Genomic DNA, 24206 nt, shown 5'->3' on the forward strand with positions numbered 1-24206 from the left:
GCGAGAAAACCAGTTATCCGGTCTTAGCTATCGTTTCCGATAGTTATCCCAGTCTTAAAGGCAGGTTACCTACGTGTTACTCACCCGTCCGCCGCTAGCTTACCCCGAAGGGTAAACCCGCTCGACTTGCATGTATTAGGCACGCCGCCAGCGTTCGTCCTGAGCCAGGATCAAACTCTCCATAATAGAAAGATGACTTGCTCATTTGAAGCTAGCGAGATTTTGCAATCTCTTTTATAGTCGATTGCTCGACTGTGCTTACTCACTCGTTGTTCAGTTTTCAAAGATCAATTGGCTTGTCCTACCCGATCTCTCTCGAAAGCCGGAAGATCAATATACCATAGTTACTTTTGTTTTGCAACTTGTTTTTCTCAAGTTACTTTTGTATTTCCGCATGTCTCAGCGGCAACTTTTATAAGATAACACAGATGCCGCAACAGAGTCAACCCAAATACAGATGTATTATTTTTACATTTAAAGTAAAGCCAATTTCACTCCAACCAACAGCATAACGCCAGGGATCCCTAATAGGGTAGCCGTCCCTAAGGTTGCCGTATTAATAGGCAATTCTACATGTGTATACGTGCTCAGTAGATTTATTATGTATAACAGAAATGCTGCAACTACCACATTTAAACCTAGAGACGCTACTAGTCTGCCACCACCGCGGCTGCGGAATACAATTAACACCAACATGAGAGAGGAGAGTATTAACACCCCCCAAATAGCATATTTAAGAATCACGTTCTACACCTCCATTAGACGATCGCTGTCAATCATGCTTATCCCTAGCTTCTTAGCCTGTTTAATGAGCATTTCAAATCTCTTCTCTGCCGCTTCCATTGCATAAATCGTATAGTCGATCTGATCCTTGTCCACTGCGAAGTCAAAGTGAGCTTGTGCCGCTACCCAAGTCTGGTGTGCAGAACGTATCTCTTGAATCAACATAATCTTGTCCCTTTTCAGTTCTTCCTGAACAGTCTTCGCTCGCGGACTCTTAAATCCACGCATGCCTAATAGAGCCGGTTTCATAGGGCAAACCTCCATTCCTCCCACAATTGGGTTAATTCATACATATGGGGATTATGGAATTTTCAGAACTTGTACCGCTCTTTTTCTAGACAAAAAAAAGAGAGCTTCGCAGCTCTCCTTATCATGTATGCTTTTATAATTCCCTGCGACCTTCCATTGCCTTGGATAAGGTTACCTCATCCGCATATTCCAAATCGCCGCCTACCGGCAAGCCATGAGCAATACGAGTAACACGCAACCCAAAGGGTTTGATTAGTCTCGATAAATACATCGCTGTGGCCTCACCCTCAATGTTGGGATTGGTCGCCAGAATTAATTCCTGCACCGTTTCATCACCCAAACGCTTGAGCAATTCCGCAATATGAATTTGATCTGGACCTATTCCCTCCATCGGAGATATCGCACCATGCAGCACATGATAATAGCCTTCAAATTCTTTGGTTCGCTCTAGCGCAACCAAGTCCTTCGGCTCCTGCACGACACAGATGACGGAATTATCACGACTTTTATCCTGACAAATCCGACAAGGATCCACATCCGTAATATTGCAACAGATGGAGCAATAATGCAGGTTCCGCTTTACATTAACAAGCGACTTGGCAAAGTCGATCACGTCTTCTTCTTTCATACGAAGGACATGAAAAGCTAAGCGTCCCGCTGTCTTAGGACCTACCCCCGGCAATCGGGAGAAGGCATCGATTAACTTCGCTATCGGTTCGGGGTAATACAAAGGAAGTACTCCTTCATGGTACAGAATCGTTGGTTCTTGGCTATCTTAGAACAATCCAGGGATATTCATACCGCCTGTGAATTTGCCCATATCTTTGTTAGCGATTTCTTCTGCTTTGGACATTGCATCATTAACAGCAGTCAGAACTAGATCTTGCAGCATTTCAACATCCTCTGGGTCAACCGCTTCTGGTTTGATCGTGATGCTTTGTACTTTCTTGTGTCCGTTAATGATACAAGTTACTACACCGCCGCCAGCTGTTCCTTCAATCATTTTCGTGCCTAGCTCTTCTTGTGCCTTCATCATTTGCTCTTGCATTTTCTTCACTTGCTTCATCATTTGGTTCATGTTATTCATAATAGATCGCTCCCTTATCGTTAGTCTTCTTTAATAGTTACTAGGTTTTCACCAAACAATTGGATGGCTTCAGATATCCATTCCTCTTTGACCGCGTTGCCGCGACCATCCTCAGCCACTAATTCCATCTCTTCAGGCGGGGCGTGCGTTGCTTCATTCTTCGCATCATCCCATTCCTTACGCATCAAGGTTAACAAACGCATCGGCTTACCAAAGACAGAGGAAAGAACTTGTTCAATAATGACTTTATTCTCTGGCTTCTCTGTTGTATTGCGATGCATGTCATTCTTGAATGCAACAAGTACAACATCATCTAGCATGGCTACCAGATCACCATTAACAAACCAAGCATGAACGGTAATTTTCTTCTCTTTGACATCACCTAATACTTGACTCCACTTCAGAAGTGCGTTCTTCGTCTCTGGACCTTCGGAGGCTTTCAAATAAGGGTCCAGCTTAAGCCCCGACTTCTTGGATGGTGCCGAGGCAACGGCCACCTTCGCCGCAGGCGCTTGCTTAGAGCTATCACCCGAAGCAACTGTCACTCCCGATTTTACCAGTTGTGCTAGCTGATCTTCAAGTTGTTTCATTCTTTGGCTCATCTGAGCGATAAGATCACCTTGCGGAGCGCGTCCTCCTGCTTCCTCCAAGGAACGAACAACCGAGCTGCCTTCTGTCCCGCGATGGCCGCCACTTATTTTCATAATCGAAATTTCAAGTAAAGTTTGCGGCTGTACCGAGTATTTCATCTCACTCTGATAATGGTTCAGCGTTTCAATCATACTCATCATCTCACTAGGCGTGAAGTGACTCGCAATTTCTTTGAGCTCCGCCATATCAAATACGCGCTCGGAGATCACAGGTGAATTCGGCACCATGCGCACCATCAGCAAATCGCGGAAATAGTGAATCAAATTCTCGATACACTTGTCTGCGCTTTTCCCCTCTTGCATGAAAGTATCAATTAACTCTAGAGCAGCCCCTAGATTCTGTTCCTTGATATACGTGACCAGTCTCTTAAATTGGTCCGAAGCTATACCGCCTGTGATCGACAAAATATCTGCGAGTTGGATTTCTCCCGTAGCAAATGACGCCGCCTGATCCAGCAGACTTAACGCATCCCGCATCCCGCCATCCGATAATCTTGCTATATAGTGAAGAGCTTCTTTATCAATCGAAATTCGCTCTTGATCACAAACATACTGTAGACGCCCCACCTCATCCTCCATGGAAACGCGACGGAAGTCGAAGCGCTGACAGCGTGAAATAATCGTTGCGGGAATCTTGTGAGGCTCCGTTGTCGCCAAAATAAACATCACGTGCGCCGGCGGCTCTTCCAGTGTCTTCAATAAAGCATTGAACGCTTCTGTCGTCAGCATATGCACTTCATCGATAATGTACACTTTTTGCCTGACTTCGGTCGGTGCGTATTTAACTTTATCTCGGATATCACGAATTTCTTCCACACCACGGTTGGAAGCAGCATCAATCTCGACTACGTCCATTACAGCGCCTTCTGTGATACGTTCACAGGCAGAGCATTGATTGCACGGCTCTTCAGAGGGTCCGTTTAAGCAGTTGATGGCTTTGGCTAATATTTTGGCTGTACTTGTTTTACCCGTTCCACGGGGTCCGTTAAACAAATAAGCATGGGTTAGGCGATTTTCACGCAAAGAGTTCTGCAGTGTCTGTGTGATATGCCTCTGTCCGACAACATCACGAAACGTCTGCGACCTCCACGTACGATACAAAGCAATGTGTGCCATAGTGTTCCTCTCCAATAATCCCTGCGTGGATTGACTGTATCTATTATACTATAACGCTTCGAGGGATGAAATAGAGGATCACGTATAGGGAATCGTTATGGTAAATGTCGTTCCAAAGCCTTTGGAGGATACACGAATCGTCCCGCCCATATCATGAATGATCCGTTGACAGACAGAAAGTCCGAGTCCAGTGCCCGTATCCTTTGTGGTAAAGAAGGGATCGAAAATTTTATCAATGACGAACATTGGAATTCCTGAGCCCGTGTCATGAATATCCACACACACATTTCGCTCACTTGTGTCGACACGCTCCGAAATCGCTAATACCCCGCCATCAGGCATGGCTTCGATCCCATTTTTACATACATTTAAGAATACTTGCTTCAATAACTCATTATCCGCAATCACTTCAGGGAGGTGGGAAGAAGCGTCGTAGTGGAGCTGAACATTATAGAGGATCGCTTCATTATGAATAACCGGCACGATACCACGCAGCACCTCCGTAACGTGAATACGTTCGTAGGCAACATGTTTCGGCTTACTCAGCATTAGAAACTCGTTCACCAGCGCATTAATCCGATCAATCTCGCCCAGCATCACATCGGTAAAGTTCTGTTCCTTATCCATTCCACGATCACCGAATGTGCGTCGCAGCATCTGTAAAAAGCCCTTGATTGAGGTTAAAGGATTGCGGATTTCATGCGCCGTACCTGCGGCAATTTGTCCGATCATCGCAAGACGATCACTTCTTTGAACCATTTGTTCCAAAGAGCGCATATTGGTAACATCTTTGAAAATAATGTAGGCTCCCACGATAGTCCCTTGACTATCCTTCAACACATTAGAATCGAGAAGCAAGTCAAACCGTTCTTCATTATTCGTCCATGAAACGGCATGATTGCGAACAATCGCCCCATTTAAAATGGTTCGCTGCACAAGCCGATGCTGACTAGGCACCGTGGCAAAAATCTCATCCAACGACTTATTGAGAATATGTTCTTTCTCCATCGCTAGCATTTGACAGGCCCGATCACTGATATCGGCAAGTCGATAATCCATATTAATTAATAACACGCCTAAATTGATATCTTTTAGAAAGGCATCCGAAAAGCGTTGCAGCAAGTTTAACGTTTGGCCTTCTTCTTTATTTTTCAAAGACAATAGATATATACATGTATTCGCGTGAGTAAGTTTGAGCATCGAGAATTGAAAGTAGATCATTCCCCCGTTCTTACCAAGGAGAAAACCATGGGGCCACTCACCTACATCCATCTCACTTTTAAAATAAAACTCATACAACTCACGTAAGGAAGCCTTCACTTTAAAAAACTGAGAGAACGCAACACCTGTAATTTCATCTGCTGAATAGCCTGAAACTTTTAAGAGCTGATCCGTGGCAAGAAGAAGCTTCTCATCCTCATCAACCATCAGCATACCTGTTTGTAAACTATGATTGAATAACTTCCGTAATTCGTCTATCGATACCGTGTACATTTGAGGCGAATGAATGGGCATGTCAACAGCTCCTTCACTATCTCTTATCGAACGATCTTCGAGCGGCATCAGCACTTGTGTTGTGTAATTATTCTCTTTAAAGTCATTTTTTTCCTTCTACGGATAAAAGAAAAAACGCCCTGCATTCTGGGCGTTTGGTTATGTGTTCTTACATCTACGGTATGATTACACCGTGCACCTGTTATTGATAAAGTGATACAAGCGAACTCTTATCGTTGGCTCAAATCAGGCAGCCCCTCGGCACATGAAACATCTCACTTACGGCTGCTTCCTTCCAGACCTGACCGGGTTCATGAGCATCCATTGCGAAGGACCCAACTCTCAACACCACGTGTAAGAGCCAGACCTCACATCACAGTACCGCTAACAGGAATTCAACCTCGCTACAGCGGATTGCGAGTTACAGGGCACCGCTACCTCCCCGTCTAGCACAGTAAAAATAGTATATCTGATTCACTGCCAAATAGCAACCTGAGGGGAAAAAGTACCATATATAGGGATCTTTAGCGTTAGCTAAAGTCTCTCTGCTTTGGGATCTTTAGCGTTAGCTAAAGTCTCTCTGCTTTGGGATCTTTAGCGTTAGCTAAAGTCTCTCTGCTTTGGGATCTTTAGCGTTAGCTAAAGTCTCTCTGACTAACGAACCATTCTGACCTGTATTTTATACCGTGGCATGTTCGTTTCCAAAGCCATTTGCGCTTGCGAGCGCAGCTCTTCAACCTGGGCTGCAGTCAACGAAGCATTCGGTTGTATGCGCACGTTGGCCGAAGGCCCATTGATGGCAATATTGGTCTTCTCAATGCCTGACAGCTGAGCAAGCACGGCCTTCATGAGATTCGTATCATCCTCGTAATGATGATACGTAGGGTTCAACGGATTATTCGGGTTCACACTCGTGATGCCCAGCATGCCGTCTTGCTTATAATTCTGAACTTTATACGTAGAGTTGTCATTCGTTTTCTTGTTGTTCCCCGTCCACATGCCACAGCCTACTAAACTCGCTATCAGGAAAGCCGCTCCTGTTAGCTTAACTAGACCTTTGAACATAAAAACACCTCCCATTGGACTCTAAGCCTAAACTTAGGATGACCAAGGGAGGTTGTCTTATGCTGATTGGCAATCAAGCAAATGATACCAATTAGATTCCGTATTTCTTTTTGAACTTGTCGACACGGCCGCCTACATCGATAAACTTTTGTTTACCAGTGTAGAAAGGATGGCAATTCGAGCAAATCTCAACACGAAGATTTGGCTTGATTGAACCCGTTTCGAACACGTTACCACAAGCGCAAGTCACTGTGGTTGCATGATAAGTAGGATGAATTCCTGCTTTCATTTGGTTCACCTCTTTCCGCCCTGAATCATTTGCTGAAACAGAGTTAATGGACGTACCATTGCATTGTAGCATACTCGCAAGTCTGGATGCAACGAGAAATCATTGGTGTAATACTTCCACTTCGATTAGCTTAAAGCACCGTCGTAAGCGTACGATCACTCGTATAGAATTTCGGTGTGTGGGAGTAAGAACCTAGAACAACATCCGGTAATTCCTGTTCAAAAATCTCGATCATTTGCTTCATGCCTAACAGCTCTCCCTGAGCCTTAGGGATAATGCTTAAGTAACTCTCGGGATCAATATTCAGGTTGCGCAATTGAATCAATTTCAATCCCGTTCTGCGTACAAATTCAATCATCGCTTCAATTTCCTCTTCCCGATCGGTCACACCTGGGAATACGAGGTAGTTAATCGATGTGATGACACCTTTGTCAGTTGCATAACGAAGGGATTTCTCCACATTTTTAAGCGTATAAGCTCTAGGCTTGTAATAAGCGTTGTAGTGATCATCCAAAGCGCTGATCGTACTTACACGCATCAGATCAAGGCCTGCATCGACAATACCGCGAATATGGTCCGTAAGGCCTGCATTCGTGTTGATATTGATGTAGCCCATTTTCGTCTGCTCACGCACACGCTTGATGGCATCAATTATAATGACAGCCTGCGTGCTCGGCTCCCCTTCGCAGCCTTGTCCGAAGGAGATGATGCTATCCGGCGTCCGTAGATGCTCTAACATGATCTCGGTAATCTCTTCGACTTTCGGTTTGAAGTTCATGCGCGTCTGTGGAGCGACAAAGCCGCTCTCATCCGGCTGCTCTGAGATACAACCAAAGCATCCTGCGTTGCAGGAATACGAGACAGGGACAGCACCCTCCCAACGCTGCAAGAACGTATTCGAAGCCGTCAAGCATTCGTAGCCCAGCGCACAGTTCGACAAATGCGCATATAAGCGATTCTCGGGATACTTTGCGACTAGCCGTTTGACTTCAACCTCGAGCTCATCAGGGTCACAGTGAACCGGGTTCCAGAAGTACGGATTATCCGTCAGCCGCGCAGCTACGTAGAAGCCATCTTCTTTCCATACGACAGCCGTGTAACCGAACAAAGGTAATGCCTTCGTTTTATCCGATTTCACATACCCCGGGAGAAGAAGTCGTGTGAAGCCTTGCGGAAGCAACGCGCCAACAGCGTGATAATCCCCTTCCACCAACTTCATCTCCCCCGTTGCAGCATCAATGCCGACTGGACGCGTGAAGGGAAGACTAACGAGTGTTGACCCCTCAGGGAGAGGGATCAGTTCTTCATCTAATATTTCAGTGATCATTTCTGCATTTCGACCTAGGGCCAAATAATCAGGATGATCAAATACATTTCCTTGTGCATCTGAATAAACCAAGTTCATAACGGTACTCCTCTTTGTATAACGATCACTCGTTATCTGTAAACTTACGATGCTGAGTTTTTGACTTTCCCCTTGCTTGCTCCTGAGGACGCTCCCGCCCCTGGGGATGCCAGCGAGTCCAAAAACTCTTGATTCGTCTTCGTATCCGCAAGCTTTTTAATAAAGGCTTCGGTATATTCATGTGAATCATTCATGCCTTTGCGAAGGGCCCATACTTTCTCGAGCTCATCTTTGCTGAGCAACGCCTCCTCGCGGCGAGTCCCTGAACGACGAATATCGATAGCAGGGAAGATACGGCGCTCTGCCATTTTACGATCAAGATGAAGCTCTAAATTACCCGTACCTTTAAATTCTTCATAAATGACGTCATCCATACGCGAACCTGTTTCAACGAGTGCTGTAGCAAGAATGGTTAAGCTGCCGCCCTCTTCGATATTACGAGCAGCTCCGAAAAAACGCTTAGGACGATGGAAAGCAGCGGGGTCAACACCACCGGACAACGTCCGGCCTGAAGGCGGAACGACGAGGTTGTAAGCTCTAGCTAACCGAGTAATACTATCGAGCAAAATGACAACGTCTTTCTTATGTTCAACTAGACGCATTGCACGTTCTAGAACAAGTTCTGCAACTTTAATGTGATTTTCTGGAAGCTCATCAAAAGTTGAAGCTACGACTTCGCCTTTGACAGAGCGCTGCATATCGGTAACTTCTTCCGGACGCTCATCGATCAATAGAACGAATAGTTCAATCTCGGGATAGTTCGTAGAGATACTGTTGGCGATTTCTTTGAGCAGCAACGTTTTACCTGCTTTAGGAGGGGCAACAACAAGTCCACGCTGACCCAAACCGACTGGGGCAAGCAAATCCATAATACGCATGGAGATTTTGTTCGGCTCTGTCTCCAGCGTAATGCGTGTATCTGGATAGAGAGGCGTAAGTGCCGGGAAATGCAAGCGTTCCGAAGCTGTTTCAGGCTTCTCGCCATTCACGGCTTCTACCTGGAGAAGCCCATAATAGCGCTCGTTCTCTTTGGGAGGACGACATTTACCAGAGACGATATCCCCTGAACGTAAGTCAAACTTTCGAATTTGAGAGGCTGAAATATAGATATCCTCTGAACTAGGCAAGTAGTTGATTGGACGTAAGAATCCGAATCCCTCTTGCAAAATTTCCAGGACACCTTGCATGAACAGGAATCCGCTCTCTGCTGCTTGTGCACGTAAAATGGCAAAAATGAGTTCTCTTTTCTTCAGCGTACCGTAATATGGGATCTGAAATTTCTTAGCTAGTTTATATAATTCAGTAAGCTTGAGTACTTCAAGCTCAGCAAGCTGCATGCTCATGTTTCAACCACCAAACTATTAAATTTTCAATTGGATTCTAGCATTGCCTGTTGTTTGGCACTTTATTCCTCATTCTCACGCCAAACTTCGGCTCCTAGAGAAGATAGATTAAAAACTAAATTTTCATATCCGCGATCTATGAACTCCACACCTGACACTTCCGTAACTCCGCCTGTCATTACACTGAGGCCAGCAATGACCAAAGCTGCTCCCGCGCGCAAATCTGTCGCTCTTACTTTGGCTGAGCTCAGTTGTGAGCCTTCAATGATGGCCGAACGCCCTTCAACCTTCATCTTAGCCCCCATGCGTACAAGCTCTGGGATATGCTTAAAACGATTACTATAAACATGATCGGTTAATACACTCACACCCTTGGCTTGGCACAGCAGACTAGCCATTGGGGATTGTAGATCCGTTGCAAACCCAGGGTAAATTAATGCTTTCACATCTACGCTTTCATAAATAGGCTGACCTACAATACGGATCGATTCGTCCATTTCGTAGACATGTACACCCATCTCTTGCAGCTTTGCCGTAAGTGCCTCCAAATGCTTAGGAATCACATTGTCTACCGTAACATCCCCGCGTGTCGCTGCTGCAGCAATCATATACGTTCCTGCTTGGATCCGATCAGGGATAATGGAATGACGGCAGCCATGAAGTTCAGAAACCCCTTCAATACGAATCGTATCCGTACCAGCTCCCTTAATTTTCGCACCCATCGAATTCAAAAGTGTTGCCACATCTATAATTTCAGGCTCTTTCGCCGCATTTTCAATTGTTGTTAACCCTTTGGCACGTGAAGCTGCCAACATGATATTGATGGTTGCGCCAACACTTGCCATGTCCAAATAAATCTTAGCCCCGCGCAGTTCCTTCGCACGAATATGAAGCGCTCCGTTCTCATTGCTAACCACAGCACCTAAAGCTTCAAAACCTTTGATATGCAAGTCTATCGGACGCGGTTCAAAATTACACCCGCCTGGAAGTCCAATTGTCGCCTCGCCAAATCTCCCCAAAAGAGCGCCCATTAAATAATACGATGCCCGCAGCTTCTTCACTTTGCCATTCGGCATTGCAAGAGACTTCATTTGACTTGGGTCGATCGTCATCCGATCTTCATTCCAATCGATAGTTGCGCCTAGATCAGTCAAAATTTCTGTATATATAGCCACATCACTTAGATGCGGAAGGTTATCCAACGTTACTGGTGTTTCTGCAAGTACTGCGGCTGGAATAAGTGCAATCGCACTATTCTTTGCCCCACTGATTTGAACTGTTCCCCGTAGCGGACGTCCACCGACCACCATTAATTTCTCCAACATACTTCTCCCCCTAAACCAGGTGCCTTCTTACAAACGTTAATCAACAAATCCGACTAAATTGCACAAGCAGCGACAGAAAATCCAAAACATAAAAATGGAAAAAAATAAAAAAGCGTGAGGTAAAACAAACGACTTCGTCTTCCCATATGGATGAACGCGTTTGTCACATTTAATACGAAGCAAAAAGGATGACATTTCCTGCTATGTTATCAACAAACAGAAGAAGGAAACGCCTGTAATGACACAGACTGATGGCAACATTTGTCGACCATCCATCTGTGTATTACTGCATTTCCTATCCTGTCTATACAATTTGGAATTAAGCTTGGTTGCTGCTTCCGAACAATTGAATTTTGGATTTTACTACTTCGATCATAGCGTTACGAGCTGGGGTGAGATATTTACGAGGATCATAAATTTTAGCATCTTTGTTCAGAGCTGCGCGGATGCTCTCTGTGCATGCCACTTGATTCTCTGTGTTCACGTTGATTTTGCCAACGCCTGCTGCAATTGATCTACGGATCATTTCGTCTGGAACGCCAGATCCACCGTGCAATACAACTGGAACTGGGATTGCTTTGGAAACTGCTTCAATAATATCAAAGTGAATGTTCGGCTCGCCTGCGTACATACCGTGTGCAGTACCTACTGCGATTGCCAAACAATCCACGCCTGTTTCTTCGTAGAAACGGATCGCTTCTTCTGGTTTTGCAAGGTTAGCGTGCTCTTCATCAACGGAGATGTCATCCTCAACGCCACCAATTGTTCCAAGCTCACCCTCAACGGATACGCCCATTGCACGAGCAGCTTTAACAACTTCTTTCGTCAAACGAATGTTTTCTTCGAAAGAATAGTGGGAACCATCGAACATAACGGAGCTGAATCCTGCACGGATACATTTCATTGCTACTTCAAACGAACTACCGTGGTCCAAGTGCAAAGCGATTGGAAGACCGGATTTCTTAGCTGCTGCTTCAGCAATAGCTACAGTAAACTCGATACCCATATATTTCAGTGCGCCTTCGCTAACACCATAAATGAACGGGGATTTCAGTTCGATTGCAGCTTCAACAATCGCTTGAGCGAACTCAAGATTGTTCATGTTAAATTGTCCTACCGCGAACTTGTTTGCTTTTGCCTTAGGTAAAAATTCATTCATTGAAACCAATGCCATGTTTCTCTTCCTCCTAGAACCTCTTTAGTAGATGCGCATACCGCTCTCTGTCATTACCTGAGTTATTATAGCACATAACTTTTCAAATGATAACCAAGCCTTACTATTCGACAACAAAAAAAGACCCTATAACTAGGATCCTACAGCAAAACCACTGCTTGATTCATTATTCAATTGCATATTAACAGCCAGTCGGAGTTCATCAATATCAAATGGCTTCGTAAAATGCATAATCGCACCTAAATCCGTCGCTTCTTTGATCATATCCAGCTCACCATACGCCGTCATCATAATCACTTTGATCGACACATCAATTTCTTTGACATGTTTCAAAATATCAAGTCCATCCATACCGGGAATTTTCATGTCTAGCAGTATGAGGTCAGGTGAAACATTTCTTACAATATCCAAGGCCAACTTACCATTGGAAGCTTGATAGGTGTCGTACCCTTCGTTACTAAACACTTCCATGAGGAGTACACGAATTCCATTTTGATCATCCACTACTAACACTTTTTTCTTCATCTGCATAGTCCCCTCCCGAAAACGAATAACAAGTTCCAATCCTATGAGTCAAGGTATTCGCTATTCATTTTCGTTTTCCTTCTGAGGAGATAAGCTTTTTTTGAAAAGTTTTACATAAAAGTTGATTATCAGGAGACAACCCCCTGCATAATAACCCAAATTTTAACGCGTGATCAGTTGTGCAGCTTTCACGAATTCACGGAAAAGCGGCTGCGGACGGTTCGGACGGGATGTAAATTCCGGGTGGAATTGTACAGCCAAGAACCAAGGATGACCTGGAAGTTCTACCATTTCAACTAGACGACCATCCGGTGATGTACCTGAAATACGCAAGCCTGCGGATTCAATCAATTCACGGTATTCATTGTTAAATTCGTACCGGTGACGGTGTCTCTCATAGACAAGCTCATCATTATAAGTTGTAGCAGCTAAGGAGCCTGGAGTCAGCTTGCATGGGTATAGACCTAAACGCATCGTACCGCCTAGATTTTCGATATCCTTTTGCTCTGGCAATAGATCGATAACTGGGTAAGCCGTTGTTGGATTAATCTCAGAGCTATTCGCGCCATCCAAACCGCAAACAGAACGTGCGTATTCGATTACAGCAACCTGCATCCCTAAGCAAATACCGAAGAAAGGAATCTCCTTCTCACGCGCATAGCGAATTGCCGCGACTTTCCCTTCGATCCCGCGATCACCAAATCCGCCTGGAACAAGAATCCCTTGTACGCCAGAAAGAAGTGAGTGCACGTTGTGGTCGTAAATATCTTCTGCATTGACCCAACGAATATCAATCTCGGAATCATTATCGATACCAGCGTGTCCTAGAGCTTCAACGATACTCAGGTACGCATCATGAAGAGCAACGTACTTCCCTACGATAGCGATCTCCGTTTTCTTCGTTAAGGATTTGACCTTGCGAACAAGGCTCTCCCACTCCGTCATATCCGGTTGATTCGTTTGAAGTTTCAAGTGGTTCACAACGTAATCATCTAGACCTTGTTCGCGAAGCATCATCGGTACTTCATACAAAGTCTCTGCATCTTTACATTCAATCACTGCGGCTGGATCAATATCACAGAACAAAGCAAGCTTACGCTTCATATCTTCTGTCAATGAATGCTCTGTACGACAAACGATCACGTGCGGTTGAATGCCTAGGCCGCGTAATTCTTTGACGCTATGCTGGGTTGGTTTTGTTTTGACTTCTCCAGCTGCTTTGATATAAGGAATCAGCGTAACGTGAATGTACATGACGTTCTCGCGGCCGATATCATTTTTCATTTGACGAATCGCTTCTAGGAACGGCAAGCTCTCGATATCCCCTACAGTACCACCAATTTCGGTGATAACAACATCGGATCCAGCTTCACGACCTGCGCGAATCACACGCTCTTTAATTTCATTCGTAATGTGCGGGATAACTTGTACAGTCCCACCCAAATACTCCCCGCGGCGCTCTTTGGTAATGACAGAAGAGTATACTTTACCTGATGTCACGTTCGAGCTTTTGGACAAGTTAATGTCGATAAAACGCTCATAATGACCTAAATCCAAATCCGTTTCTGCACCATCGTCAGTTACGAAAACTTCGCCATGCTGGTAAGGACTCATCGTTCCTGGGTCCACGTTAATATAAGGATCGAACTTCTGGATCGTAACTTTCAAACCTCTGTTCTTGAGCAGTCTTCCCAAGGAAGCTGCGGTAATTCCTTTGCCAAGGGATGAAACTACGCCTCCCGTAACGAAAATGTATTTTGTCACTATGTACGCCTCCTCTAAGTTTATGCCAGAAAACTGGCTTCGTTAGCTTGAACTGAAAATGATTGTGAACAGGTGCTTGAAAAGCTAGTGCTTGGCTTTCATATCAAACTGACTTCATAGCATGAGCTAAACGTTTTCGCTAGAAAACTGGCTTCGTATGCGTAAGCTCTTGGGTGTCGCCAGAACAAAGGTGTGTTAGCATTAGCTTCTGCTAAATAAGTGTTTTCATGAACAAATTACAAAAAAAAAAGCGCAAAAAAACAAAAAAAGTGACACCCGTAGTGACGGGGCACTTTTTGAACGCATGCGCGAATTGTTAAGATTCTTTTAAAGCCCATGCAATAGTTTACTCTGAACGCGTAGTGACTGTCAAGACAAGTTATTTGTCGTCTTCGTCGTCATCCAAATCTTCGTCATCAGTATCCTCATCGGATTCCAAATCATCTTCGTCGTCCTCAGTATCATCGGTCTCTTCGATACCCGCTTCGCCAAGATCCTCTTCGATTTCTTCGTCTTCGAAGAATTCAGTATCCTCTTCCGCTTCTTCTTCCTCTTCGGTTTCGGTACCAAATGCATCGTACTCGTCTTCTTCTGCGTATGTATCTTCTTCTTCCGCGTAGACGTCTTCATCCAGATCATCATCTTCGTCGTTGATGATTCTAGGACGCTTCGCATTTCCAACCGCATCGTCGGACTTCTCAACTGGATACCAACGCTTCAAGCCCCATAGGTTCGTACCTACACAAGCAAAACGTCCATCGATGTTGATCTCCGTATATAGTTGGGCAATCACATTCATGACATTATCTTCAGAAAGCCCTTTTATTTTAGCAATTTCAGCCATAAGTTCTCGATAGTAAAACGGCGTATTCGCCGACTTCAGCAATTCGAACGCCAAATCCACCATGGGCATTTCGCGTGCTTGCTCTGTGGTGATTTTGAGTGTGTATTCGCTGCTCATCTAAGGCACATCCTTTTCGATCATTTCTTGACTACGTTATCTACCATAACCAATATCTTCATTAAGTAAAACCTATTTTTTCTAAAATTGCAACTACCCTAAAATAAACGTCTACACCGACCTCTTAGGTCGAGTGCGTTTATCATGAAATATAGCCCTGTTTATCGTGGAACATATAAAATCTATATTCTGAAATACACGGCTTCCTAACATCTAAAACATCCCATGAAACGGAATACAAGCGAAGGTCCCCCTTCGCCTGCGACTGTACCCAAAGGAACCGCCACTGATGAACAGATGACGTTTCCGCTACCTGAGAAAGAGACACTCCTGCCCGCGCCTCTCTATGTATCCTATGTTGAACCTACGCATCTGACACGGCTTTGCACCCATTTATTTCTATAAAGGCGATGACACGGTCAACCGAGATGACATGTACATAGGATAGGGGGAGATATGATCATATGTTGTAACGGGGGGATGGCACGATGGATACAGCCACCTTTCTTCATCTGCTCCATGAAGATCTAGGTCTTACTAAACAACCAGCTAAAAAGCATCTCATCCATTTCGCCTCAAAGACGGATTACTTCGCCTGCAAATCAGAGCTCCTTCGAATGACGTCTGACTTCCCCAACCTTGCCATGGTCTTGCCTCTAGACATTGTTCACGCCTTCTCCTGCACGCTGTGTCCAGATACCAAACTCAGAAGCTTTGCCAGCACGACACGTATCGAAGCGGATACGAAACTCCTAATAAATAAAGTTAAAGGCAGAAAAACCGTGCCCAAACGAGCTAGCATCTTATCCAGTTCACGCACGCGCACCATCCCTTGGGGGGTTGATCAAATCGGCGCTCCTGAAATCTGGAGTAAATCCGTTGGCCAGAACATTCATATCGGTGTTATTGATACCGGCATTGATTTCAGGCATCCTGATTTGAAAAACTCGATTTCTCAAGGCATCAACTTATTAAATCGCAGACTGCTGCCCCATGACGACAACGGACATGGCACGCATATAGCGGGTACGATCGCGGCAACAGGCCGTAATTCCGGCATTGTAGGTGTAGCGCCACGGGCGATCATTCATCCTGTTAAAGCTTTTGACCAAAATGGAAGCGCCTATGTATCCGACATTATTGCTGGTATCGATTGGTGTGTCCAAAACGACCTCGATATTATTAATATGAGCTTCGGCATGAAGACGTACAATCCCACGCTGGAGCAAGCGGTTCTTAACGCTTATTACAGAGGGAAGGTTATCGTAGCCTCCTCTGGTAATGATGGCAGAAAGAAAACGATTGATTACCCCGCTCGGTTTTCCCAAGTTGTCTCCGTTGGAGCCACAACACGAACCGGCAGGATTGCTCCCTTCAGCAATCGCGGGACACAAATCGACATCTACGCCCCTGGTGAGCGTGTGTATTCCGCTTGGATAGGCGGCAAATATAATGAGCTCAGCGGCACTTCGATGGCTACAGCGCATGTAAGCGGTGTTATCGCTTTAATGCTTTCGCTGCGATCCATGTCGCCGGCGCAAATCAAGAGCGCGCTGCGCCGCTGCTCGTTCCCGCTGAACAAGCGCGCGAACGCCCGCTGGCAGCCAGGGCAATTGAATGCCCAGCGAGCGATACGCGCAGCTGGGCAGGAGTGAAGGGCGCAGCGCGGCCCTCTGCGCCTGGAAAGTGAATAAGCTCCCCCTGACCACTGTGTCAGGGGGAGCTTATTCGTGCTGAGCGGGTGTTACATCCGCTCAGGGGCAGATACGCCAACCACGCGAAGCGTGTTGGCTAGGGTGGTGCGCAGCGCGCCGAGCAAGGCGAGGCGTGCTTGGGTTAAGGCTGCGTCATCTGTGATGACGTAGTGGCCTCTGTAGTAGCTATGGAACTGGCTTGCCAGTTCGTAGACATAGCGGATCAAGCGGTGCGGCGCGTACTGCTCAGCCGCGATGGCGATCTCTTCCGGAAGCTCGCCGATCTTGCGCAGCAAGTCGAACTCGGCTTCCGATGCAAGCTGGGACAGGTCAACCTGCTCCAGCGGCAGCACTTGAACACCCTGTTCTTCCGCCTGGCGGAAGATGCTGCAAATCCGTGCATGGGCATACTGCACATAGAACACAGGGTTCTCATTGGACTGAGAAACCGCCAAGTCCATATCGAAGTCCAGATGCGAATCCATGCTACGCATCGCGAAGAAATAACGAATCGGATCTACGCCGACTTCGTCCATTAAGTCCTCCATCGTAACGGCTTTGCCGGTACGTTTGGACATTTTCACCTTTTCGCCATTCTGGAATAGGCTCACCATTTGGGCGATCAGCACGACGAGTCGATCTGCTTCGAAGCCAAGGGCCGTCATAGCTGCTTTCATCCGCGGGATGTAACCATGGTGATCAGCGCCCCAAATATTAATTAAGCGGTCATAGCCGCGTCCAAATTTGTTGCGGTGGTAGGCGATATCCGGTGTAAGGTAGGTAAAGGAACCGTCATTTTTGATCAAAACACGATTCTTGTCATCCCCAAGCGGTGTGGTATTCAACCACGTTGCGCCCTCTTCTTCATAGATATGGCCATTGTCCCGAAGCTCTTGAAGCACAGGAGGGATCAAGTTATCTTCATAAATCGACGTCTCGGAGAACCAATTGTCGAAATGTACACCAAAGCGGCCAAGGTCGCGTTTGATTTTGTCGAGCTCTTTTTCAAGTCCGTAGGTACGGAAATAAGCACGACGCTCTTCGTCCGGCAAGCTAAGTAGACGATCGCCTTCTGCAGCTGCCAAATCGGTTGCAAAGCCTTTGATATCTTCACCAAAATAGCCATCCTCTGGCATTTCCGCTTCTTGACCAAGCGCTTGCAGGTAGCGAGCTTCAATGGATTTAGCTAAGTTGATAACCTGATTACCGGCATCATTGATGTAGTACTCGCGAGATACGTTGTAGCCTGCGAGATCCAGCACGTTACAAAGCACATCGCCAACAGCTGCACCACGCGCATGTCCCAAATGCAGGGAACCCGTTGGATTCGCACTGACGAACTCCACTTGCACTTTAAGTCCTTGCCCCACATTTGATTCCCCATAGCGGTCACCAAGCTTCGCTACATCGGCAATAACCGGGTAGAGGTAGACATTGTCCATTTTAAAATTGATAAAGCCAGGCCCCGCAATTTCCGCTTCCGAAATATTAGCTGCGTCTTTGTTCAGACTCGCAATGATTTTCTCCGCGATCTGTCTTGGATTCACCTTCGCAATACGCGTCAGCTGCATCGCTACATTCGTGGCAAAATCACCGTGTGTCTTCTCTTTCGGTACTTCCAGAATAATTTCGGGCAGCTGCGCCTCTTCCACGATACCCGCTGTGATCACAGCTTCTTTGATCGCTTGCTTCACTTTCGCTTTTACTTCATTAAGAACATCCATCTCGTCTTACTCCTCCTGAATTAACAACTTGATTCGATAGGCTCCCGCATGCGTGCCTGATGCATATAGATCATAGCTCCACCTCGTAATTCCGATTCCATGGATGGCCTCCGAGGTCAGCTTGTGCGTCTCAATTTCCAGTTCCATCCGAAGCTGTGGTGTGTGATAAAAGCCAGTCCGCTTCTCCCCAGGGACGAAGGTTTGCTCCGCTTGTACATCCCCTTGGCGAATAATTCGGATCTGATTGTCTTCCAGCTTAATGATCGTCACAGTCCGTCCCAGCTCATTCGGCTCTTCTTCATAGCGGATATAGGTATGATCGCCTTTGCGGTAAAGATCTCCGCGTGCCTTCTGCACCGTGGTCTCGCTCCCGCTTCGACTTTCGATTCGAATCCGCACCCGCTGCTTATCCGTCATGATTCGAGATTCCCCTCTTCTTCTGCTTAACATGGCACCTTATGCCAAGTATAGGCATGTTAGCTAATAGTTTATATGAAAGGATTCGTAAATTCAATGTATCCCTGCAAGGCCGCCGTTGGATTTATGCTGCATGGCCTCGAATTAGAAGCAAAGAAGCCCCCTTATCCGTTAGAAAACGGACTTGGAGGCTCACTTGTGTATTCTTATAACGCTGGAACTGGCATCCCGATAGCTGCCCACTGCTCTTTAGCTGGTCCGTAAGCTCCGATAACCGGAAGCCCTGCCTGGCGCATCAGAATCGTCAACTGACCGCGATGGTGAATTTCGTGTTTCAAGTAACTATACAGGGTTGTGCTGATCGTCCACGACATTCCGAACATCGTGACTACATCTTGCAGTTTCTCATCCGTCAATTGCGTGGTGATCGCATTAATAATGTTCTGCGTTGTTGTCCGATACGCCTCTGCAATCACAGCTGCCTGTGAAGGAGGCTCGCTTACAGCTGGCGGCGATTCGAATTTCAAGCCCGTTCCGTACAGCATGCCGCGCTCTGCGTGAACGAGATGCCAAGCAATATAACCAAGAGGACGGTAGCCTTCCGCTTGTGATTGATGAAGCGACTCATCGGTTAATGTGTCCAGCAGCTTTTTTGTGGTTTGCGCTTCTGCTTGAAATTCTTTGACTAAACTTTCAATGGTAGTAAACATATATAAAACCTCCTAGGGGTGGTGGTACAGGCTCGCGCGATTGGTGCTAGTGCTCATTCTGGCGCTAGTGCGTTCATGTCCTGTCCCTTATGTTTACAGTATAGCTAGGTGCTGCTGACAGCTGTATGGCAGTGATTGAAATCCGATCCGCATGAAGGGAACGTAAATGCACTAATTAGCTCTTAAGTAGTTGAAAATAAAAGCAAAGGGAACGTAGATACCTTATTCACTCTGAAAATAGCCTAAACTAGGCAAATTAACCGAAATAGTGCACTGTCGTTCCCCTCAATTCCAAAAATAACGAAAACGCCCTAAATAGCGAATCCTCGTTCCCCTTAGTTGAAAATGATAGTGAATGAATAGATTTTAAGCTAGTGCACGGGTTGCGCAAGGTGCGTTAGGTCGGCATAGACTGGTTAAAAACAGCGACGACGTCGGGAGGATGCGCCCGAAAAACAAAAACAGGAAGCCGATGAATCGGCCTCCTCTTCTATACAGAACCTATTTAACCGCGCTTCCGCAGCTTATTTAATCAAATCTTCAACAAATCTAGGCAGCACGAACGCTGCTTTGTGCAAGCGTGGTGTGTAGTATTTCGTTGGGAATTCAGGGATTGCTGATTCTTCCACTTGTAGTGGATCGTGCTTTTTGCTGCCCATTGTGAATGTCCACAGACCGCTTGGGTATGTAGGGATATTCGCACTGTACACACGAACGATTGGGAAAATTTCTTTCACATCGCGATTAACCGTTTGGATCAAATCGGCTTTGAACCATGGGTTATCGGTTTGGGCCACGAAGATCCCGTCTTCTTTTAATGCATCGAAGATCCCTTGGTAGAAGCCTTTGGAGAATAGCTCAACAGCTGGTCCTACAGGCTCAGTGGAATCAACCATGATGACATCGTACGTATTTTTGTGATCGTGAATATGCATGTAGCCATCGTTAACGATAACTTCAACACGCGGGTTGTCCAACTCACCAGCAATCGTAGGCAAGTACTTCTTGGAGTACTCGATTACTTTGCCATCGATATCAACAAGAACGGCTTTTTTCACCTTTGGGTGCTTCATGATTTCACGAATTACGCCGCCATCGCCGCCGCCTACAACAAGTACGTACTCTGGGTTCGGGTGAGTCACGAGCGCAGGGTGAGCAACCATTTCATGATAGACGAACTCGTCTTTCACAGTTGTCATTACCATACCATCAAGTGTAAGCATCGTGCCCCACTCTTCGGTTTCGATCATGGATAGATCTTGGAAATCCGTTTGCTCTCTTACGTAAGTTTCTGTGACTTTCGCTGTAATGCCGAAGCTATCGGTTTGTTTCTCTGTGTACCATAATTCCATGTGTAACCCTTCTTTCGCTTCTCTATTTGGATGAATAATTCCTGACATTCGTTATCTCTAACAGTGTTCCACCAGTTGGAAAAGTCATACGAGTTCGAGCTTTATTTCCCAGCCCTCTCATATGCACAAATTGTATTATAGTTCATTGCCCCCAAAATGCAATATTTTCCTCGTCCTTTTGCCTAATTAACAAAAAAAATATTTACAATTCCTTGAATACGGACTGCCATGCTTTTCCATACTGGATAGTAGCGCCTTTGGGCATGGAGAAGGGAGGCATGAGAAGTATGTCTGAGAACGAGAAGCCCCGGCAACAAACATCCGAAACACCATCAGCTAGACGGAAAGATGAGATCCCTGCTTCTATGCGGTGGATGCGGCGAATCAAGAAGACGTTTTCGTTCTTCTTCACACTCAGCTTGTTGTTGCTCATTGGAGCAGCCGCTTTTCTAGTTTATTTGCGTTCCCAAACGCTTCCAGTGACCAAAACGATGCAAACCTCCCAAATGTACGATGTCCATGGCGAGGTAATTGACACCTTTTATTCTGGGCAAAATCGGCAGGTCGTTCCATTAAGCGAAATTTCACCCTACTTAATACATGCAACACTTGCAGTCGAGGACCAGCATTTCTACGAGCATTTCGGCGTTGATGTCAAAGCAGTCGCACGCGCGGCCATTGTGAATGTCCAAGCGATGGCGAAGGTACAGGGAGCTGGCACGATTACACAGCAATTAGCTCGGAATTTATACTTAACTCATGATCGTACGTGGACGCGTAAATTCAAAGAAACCGTGTATGCCGTGCAGATGGAAATGCAGCTAAGCAAAGACGATATTCTGGCTGACTATTTGAATCAAATTTATTATGGGCACTCCACCTATGGCATTGAGACCGCATCTGAGCTGTTCTTCGGCAAGCATGCCAGTGAGCTGACGTTAGCAGAAAGCGCTATGATCGCTGGGGTTCCGAAAGGACCGCGCTACTATTCCCCCTACTATGATCTGCAAAATGCGAAAGATCGACAAAAGATCGTCCTCCAGACGATGGTCAACAGCGGCTTCATTACTCAAAGCGCCGCTGAAGCCGCAGGCAGGGAGAAGCTGACGATTCAGCCGTTAACGAAGAAGAAACCTTCTGCTGCGCCTTATTTCCGAGATTATGTCCGTAATCTGGCGACAGAAAAGCTCGGCATCACGGAAGAGCAATTCGATGAGGGCGGCATTCGCATCTACACAACATTAGATAAGAATGCCCAGCAAATTGCTGAGAATGTGATCACGAAGCAGCTCGAGGGCAAGCCCGAGCTGCAAGCCGCGCTGGTCGCGGTTGACCCGCGGACTGGCGAGATCAAGGCCATGGTCGGCGGTCGCGACTATACGGAGAATCAGTTCAATCGCGCGCTGTCGAATACGCGACAGCCTGGATCTTCCTTTAAACCATTCGTCTATATGGTTGCCTTGATGAATGGCTTCACCCCTGTCAGCATGGTCAAAAGTGAGCCGACTGTGTTTACTTACGATGATGGGCGGCAGCAATATACGCCGAGAAATTTCAATGACCAGTATATCAATGGGGATATTGATATGCGTCAGGCGATATCGAAGTCGGATAATATCTATGCGGTGCACACGATTCTCGAAGTGGGCCCACAGAAGGTCATCGACTTCGCGCGTAAGCTGGGCGTGGCTTCACCGATGAAGCCGTTGCCGTCTCTAGCGCTAGGTTCCTTCCCCGTGAGTCCGCTGGAGATGGCTTCGGCCTTTGCCTCCATTGCGGATCAAGGCATACATCGCGAACCTATCGCTATCTTGCGAATTGAAGATGCGAATGGCAGTGTCTTATATGAAGCGAATCCAGTGGAGGAACAAGTCATTCCACCTGCGGTTGCGTACGTGATGACGAATCTCATGGAGAGCGTATTCGAGGAGGGTGGTACGGGCAACCGAGTCGCCAGCACGATTAAGCGGCCCATTGCCGGTAAAACTGGTACAACCGATACCGATGCGTGGCTCGTCGGCTTCACACCAGAGCTTTCCACTGCGGTCTGGGTCGGCTATGACAAGAGCCGCAACATCACAACGGTGGAATCTCATCTGGCCTCCCCGATCTTCGCAGATTTCACGGAACAGACCTTGGATGCGATTCCCCCGAAGCTGTTCCCGATCCCTGAGGGTGTATCAACCGTTTATATTGATCCTGCGAGCGGCAAATTGTCCAATGAGGACTGCCCGAACGCCAAGATGGAGGCCTTCCTCGCGGGCACGGAGCCTACCACGTATTGTACAGGCAAGCCTGCAAATCCAGGTGCAACGGGTGGTCAAAAAGCCGGCTCCAAAGGAGATAACGGCTCTTGGTGGAACGACCTTAAACGTTGGTGGAACGATTAATTTATCAGTAAGAAGACAACACAAAAAGGCAGTACTAAGCGCGTCTTAGTCCTGCCTTTTTGCTGTCCTAGTATATGAGGTAACATACACTAGGGTCTAGTATACCCGCTTCGACTTTACGTAACAATGGATGACACATAATGTTCATATTCTCCATATTCGCTATAGAAACCTTAGGAGAGTGAGTCCTTAAGGCTTTGATCCGAGCGGTTCCACCAGTCTTCATTATGCGCAATCAGTGTGTTTCGAAGGACTGCTCGCTCACTGTCCGACAATCCTTCTAGGATAAACTTCCGTTTCATAGCTCCGTCCATTTTGTTCACGTGCTCCGCAAGAATCTTCCATCCGCGGCGCGCTTCTGTATCGATTAACATCTCACAAGCAGACATCCCCGCATAGTAGGCGCCTTCTTCTGTGCGATCAACCGCTACCCACACAATCCACGCTTTACGACCATTCGGAACATCCTCCTTGTTCGTGGAGAACTTAATCCCTTTCTCGATCTTGCTCTTGGCGTGAAGCGTTCCTTCATCTAGATACGCTTCATCTCCGTCAATAATAATACCCGAGACATTGCTGAGATCAATGGCTCCTGCTCCGAAACCTTTGTGATTCACTTTCGAACTTACTATATTTAAGGCCAGCTTCTTCTTATCCGCTTCCATTATGGCACCTTCCACTCTACATGA

At 46.3% G+C, this 24206-nt stretch carries 22 protein-coding genes, 1 rRNA gene and 1 other RNA gene; 2 read left to right on the forward strand and 22 right to left on the reverse strand.

Annotated features, from left to right (window positions below; translation table 11 throughout):
- The 17 genes from AC58QO_RS18750 to rpoE all read right to left on the reverse strand — a co-directional run.
- A 16S ribosomal RNA gene (locus AC58QO_RS18750) occupies nt 1-186 on the reverse strand; the annotation flags it as partial.
- A gap of 288 nt (nt 187-474) precedes the next feature.
- Nucleotides 475-744: a pro-sigmaK processing inhibitor BofA family protein gene (locus AC58QO_RS18755; RefSeq protein WP_497268163.1), complete on the reverse strand. Its 270-nt coding sequence runs from the start codon at nt 742-744 to the stop codon at nt 475-477.
- A 3-nt stretch (nt 745-747) separates the two neighbouring features.
- Nucleotides 748-1032 carry a DUF2508 family protein gene (locus AC58QO_RS18760; RefSeq protein WP_497268165.1) on the reverse strand — a complete coding sequence of 95 codons (285 nt, stop codon included), beginning with the start codon at nt 1030-1032 and terminating at the stop codon, nt 748-750.
- Nucleotides 1033-1165: 133 nt separating this feature from the next.
- Entirely contained in the window at nt 1166-1762 is a 597-nt protein-coding gene (gene recR, locus AC58QO_RS18765; protein WP_497246045.1) for a recombination mediator RecR, read from the reverse strand.
- A 45-nt stretch (nt 1763-1807) separates the two neighbouring features.
- Nucleotides 1808-2119, reverse strand: coding sequence for a YbaB/EbfC family nucleoid-associated protein (locus AC58QO_RS18770; protein ID WP_310501899.1), 312 nt, complete (start codon nt 2117-2119; stop codon nt 1808-1810).
- A gap of 20 nt (nt 2120-2139) precedes the next feature.
- The gene (gene dnaX / locus AC58QO_RS18775; RefSeq protein ID WP_497268167.1) at nt 2140-3885 is read right to left on the reverse strand and encodes a DNA polymerase III subunit gamma/tau; all 1746 of its coding nucleotides are present in this window, start codon (nt 3883-3885) and stop codon (nt 2140-2142) included.
- Nucleotides 3886-3963: 78 nt separating this feature from the next.
- Nucleotides 3964-5400, reverse strand: a complete 1437-nt coding sequence (locus AC58QO_RS18780; RefSeq protein WP_497268169.1) for an ATP-binding protein — start codon at nt 5398-5400, stop codon at nt 3964-3966.
- A gap of 170 nt (nt 5401-5570) precedes the next feature.
- Nucleotides 5571-5834, reverse strand: an RNA gene (gene ffs, locus AC58QO_RS18785) — signal recognition particle sRNA large type.
- A 199-nt stretch (nt 5835-6033) separates the two neighbouring features.
- Nucleotides 6034-6444 (reverse strand): hypothetical protein, encoded by a 411-nt coding sequence (locus AC58QO_RS18790; protein ID WP_497268170.1) that lies wholly within the window; start codon nt 6442-6444, stop codon nt 6034-6036.
- 91 nt (nt 6445-6535) lie between these two features.
- A complete protein-coding gene (rpmE, locus tag AC58QO_RS18795; RefSeq protein ID WP_056621960.1) occupies nt 6536-6733 on the reverse strand; it encodes a 50S ribosomal protein L31 in 198 nt (65 codons plus the stop codon).
- A 130-nt stretch (nt 6734-6863) separates the two neighbouring features.
- Nucleotides 6864-8138: a radical SAM family protein gene (locus AC58QO_RS18800; protein WP_497268172.1), complete on the reverse strand. Its 1275-nt coding sequence runs from the start codon at nt 8136-8138 to the stop codon at nt 6864-6866.
- Between the two features lie 44 nt (nt 8139-8182).
- The gene (gene rho / locus AC58QO_RS18805) at nt 8183-9481 is read right to left on the reverse strand and encodes a transcription termination factor Rho (protein ID WP_497268174.1); all 1299 of its coding nucleotides are present in this window, start codon (nt 9479-9481) and stop codon (nt 8183-8185) included.
- A 62-nt stretch (nt 9482-9543) separates the two neighbouring features.
- Nucleotides 9544-10803 (reverse strand): UDP-N-acetylglucosamine 1-carboxyvinyltransferase, encoded by a 1260-nt coding sequence (gene murA, locus AC58QO_RS18810; protein WP_497268722.1) that lies wholly within the window; start codon nt 10801-10803, stop codon nt 9544-9546.
- Between the two features lie 322 nt (nt 10804-11125).
- Nucleotides 11126-11980 carry a class II fructose-1,6-bisphosphate aldolase gene (gene fba, locus AC58QO_RS18815; RefSeq protein ID WP_497268175.1) on the reverse strand — a complete coding sequence of 285 codons (855 nt, stop codon included), beginning with the start codon at nt 11978-11980 and terminating at the stop codon, nt 11126-11128.
- A gap of 132 nt (nt 11981-12112) precedes the next feature.
- Nucleotides 12113-12505: a response regulator gene (locus AC58QO_RS18820; RefSeq protein ID WP_497246057.1), complete on the reverse strand. Its 393-nt coding sequence runs from the start codon at nt 12503-12505 to the stop codon at nt 12113-12115.
- Nucleotides 12506-12667: 162 nt separating this feature from the next.
- Nucleotides 12668-14269 (reverse strand): CTP synthase, encoded by a 1602-nt coding sequence (gene pyrG / locus AC58QO_RS18825; RefSeq protein ID WP_497268177.1) that lies wholly within the window; start codon nt 14267-14269, stop codon nt 12668-12670.
- A gap of 379 nt (nt 14270-14648) precedes the next feature.
- A complete protein-coding gene (gene rpoE / locus AC58QO_RS18830) occupies nt 14649-15230 on the reverse strand; it encodes a DNA-directed RNA polymerase subunit delta (RefSeq protein ID WP_497268179.1) in 582 nt (193 codons plus the stop codon).
- A 488-nt stretch (nt 15231-15718) separates the two neighbouring features.
- Here rpoE and AC58QO_RS18835 point away from each other — a divergent pair, with 488 nt between their 5' ends.
- Nucleotides 15719-16885, forward strand: coding sequence for a S8 family peptidase (locus tag AC58QO_RS18835; RefSeq protein ID WP_497268181.1), 1167 nt, complete (start codon nt 15719-15721; stop codon nt 16883-16885).
- 89 nt (nt 16886-16974) lie between these two features.
- Here AC58QO_RS18835 and argS read toward each other — a convergent pair whose 3' ends face one another.
- From argS to speE, 4 genes are all read right to left on the reverse strand, one after another.
- Entirely contained in the window at nt 16975-18648 is a 1674-nt protein-coding gene (gene argS / locus AC58QO_RS18840; RefSeq protein ID WP_497268183.1) for an arginine--tRNA ligase, read from the reverse strand.
- 6 nt (nt 18649-18654) lie between these two features.
- A complete protein-coding gene (locus AC58QO_RS18845) occupies nt 18655-19065 on the reverse strand; it encodes a YwiB family protein (RefSeq protein WP_436239119.1) in 411 nt (136 codons plus the stop codon).
- 206 nt (nt 19066-19271) lie between these two features.
- The gene (locus AC58QO_RS18850; RefSeq protein WP_497268186.1) at nt 19272-19775 is read right to left on the reverse strand and encodes a DinB family protein; all 504 of its coding nucleotides are present in this window, start codon (nt 19773-19775) and stop codon (nt 19272-19274) included.
- Between the two features lie 524 nt (nt 19776-20299).
- Nucleotides 20300-21127, reverse strand: coding sequence for a polyamine aminopropyltransferase (speE, locus tag AC58QO_RS18855; RefSeq protein ID WP_497268188.1), 828 nt, complete (start codon nt 21125-21127; stop codon nt 20300-20302).
- A gap of 287 nt (nt 21128-21414) precedes the next feature.
- On the opposite strand from speE, the gene AC58QO_RS18860 reads away from it, so the two are divergent.
- A complete protein-coding gene (locus tag AC58QO_RS18860) occupies nt 21415-23517 on the forward strand; it encodes a transglycosylase domain-containing protein (RefSeq protein ID WP_497268190.1) in 2103 nt (700 codons plus the stop codon).
- Between the two features lie 173 nt (nt 23518-23690).
- On the opposite strand, the gene AC58QO_RS18865 is transcribed toward AC58QO_RS18860, so the two are convergent.
- A complete protein-coding gene (locus tag AC58QO_RS18865; RefSeq protein ID WP_497268192.1) occupies nt 23691-24182 on the reverse strand; it encodes a YwhD family protein in 492 nt (163 codons plus the stop codon).
- Nucleotides 24183-24206: the final 24 nt, after the last annotated feature.

Source organism: Paenibacillus sp. J31R30 (assembly GCF_059692115.1).

Coding starts and splice junctions, on each gene's coding strand:
- AC58QO_RS18760 (WP_497268165.1), bottom strand. CDS start 1,032: ATGAAACCGGCTCTATTAGGCATGCGTGGATTTAAGAGTCCGCGAGCG.
- AC58QO_RS18770 (WP_310501899.1), bottom strand. CDS start 2,119: ATGAATAACATGAACCAAATGATGAAGCAAGTGAAGAAAATGCAAGAG.
- dnaX (WP_497268167.1), bottom strand. CDS start 3,885: ATGGCACACATTGCTTTGTATCGTACGTGGAGGTCGCAGACGTTTCGT.
- AC58QO_RS18780 (WP_497268169.1), bottom strand. CDS start 5,400: ATGCCCATTCATTCGCCTCAAATGTACACGGTATCGATAGACGAATTA.
- AC58QO_RS18790 (WP_497268170.1), bottom strand. CDS start 6,444: ATGTTCAAAGGTCTAGTTAAGCTAACAGGAGCGGCTTTCCTGATAGCG.
- rpmE (WP_056621960.1), bottom strand. CDS start 6,733: ATGAAAGCAGGAATTCATCCTACTTATCATGCAACCACAGTGACTTGC.
- AC58QO_RS18800 (WP_497268172.1), bottom strand. CDS start 8,138: ATGAACTTGGTTTATTCAGATGCACAAGGAAATGTATTTGATCATCCT.
- rho (WP_497268174.1), bottom strand. CDS start 9,481: ATGAGCATGCAGCTTGCTGAGCTTGAAGTACTCAAGCTTACTGAATTA.
- fba (WP_497268175.1), bottom strand. CDS start 11,980: ATGGCATTGGTTTCAATGAATGAATTTTTACCTAAGGCAAAAGCAAAC.
- AC58QO_RS18820 (WP_497246057.1), bottom strand. CDS start 12,505: ATGAAGAAAAAAGTGTTAGTAGTGGATGATCAAAATGGAATTCGTGTA.
- rpoE (WP_497268179.1), bottom strand. CDS start 15,230: ATGAGCAGCGAATACACACTCAAAATCACCACAGAGCAAGCACGCGAA.
- AC58QO_RS18835 (WP_497268181.1), top strand. CDS start 15,719: ATGGATACAGCCACCTTTCTTCATCTGCTCCATGAAGATCTAGGTCTT.
- argS (WP_497268183.1), bottom strand. CDS start 18,648: ATGGATGTTCTTAATGAAGTAAAAGCGAAAGTGAAGCAAGCGATCAAA.
- AC58QO_RS18845 (WP_436239119.1), bottom strand. CDS start 19,065: ATGACGGATAAGCAGCGGGTGCGGATTCGAATCGAAAGTCGAAGCGGG.
- AC58QO_RS18850 (WP_497268186.1), bottom strand. CDS start 19,775: ATGTTTACTACCATTGAAAGTTTAGTCAAAGAATTTCAAGCAGAAGCG.
- speE (WP_497268188.1), bottom strand. CDS start 21,127: ATGGAATTATGGTACACAGAGAAACAAACCGATAGCTTCGGCATTACA.
- AC58QO_RS18860 (WP_497268190.1), top strand. CDS start 21,415: ATGTCTGAGAACGAGAAGCCCCGGCAACAAACATCCGAAACACCATCA.
- AC58QO_RS18865 (WP_497268192.1), bottom strand. CDS start 24,182: ATGGAAGCGGATAAGAAGAAGCTGGCCTTAAATATAGTAAGTTCGAAA.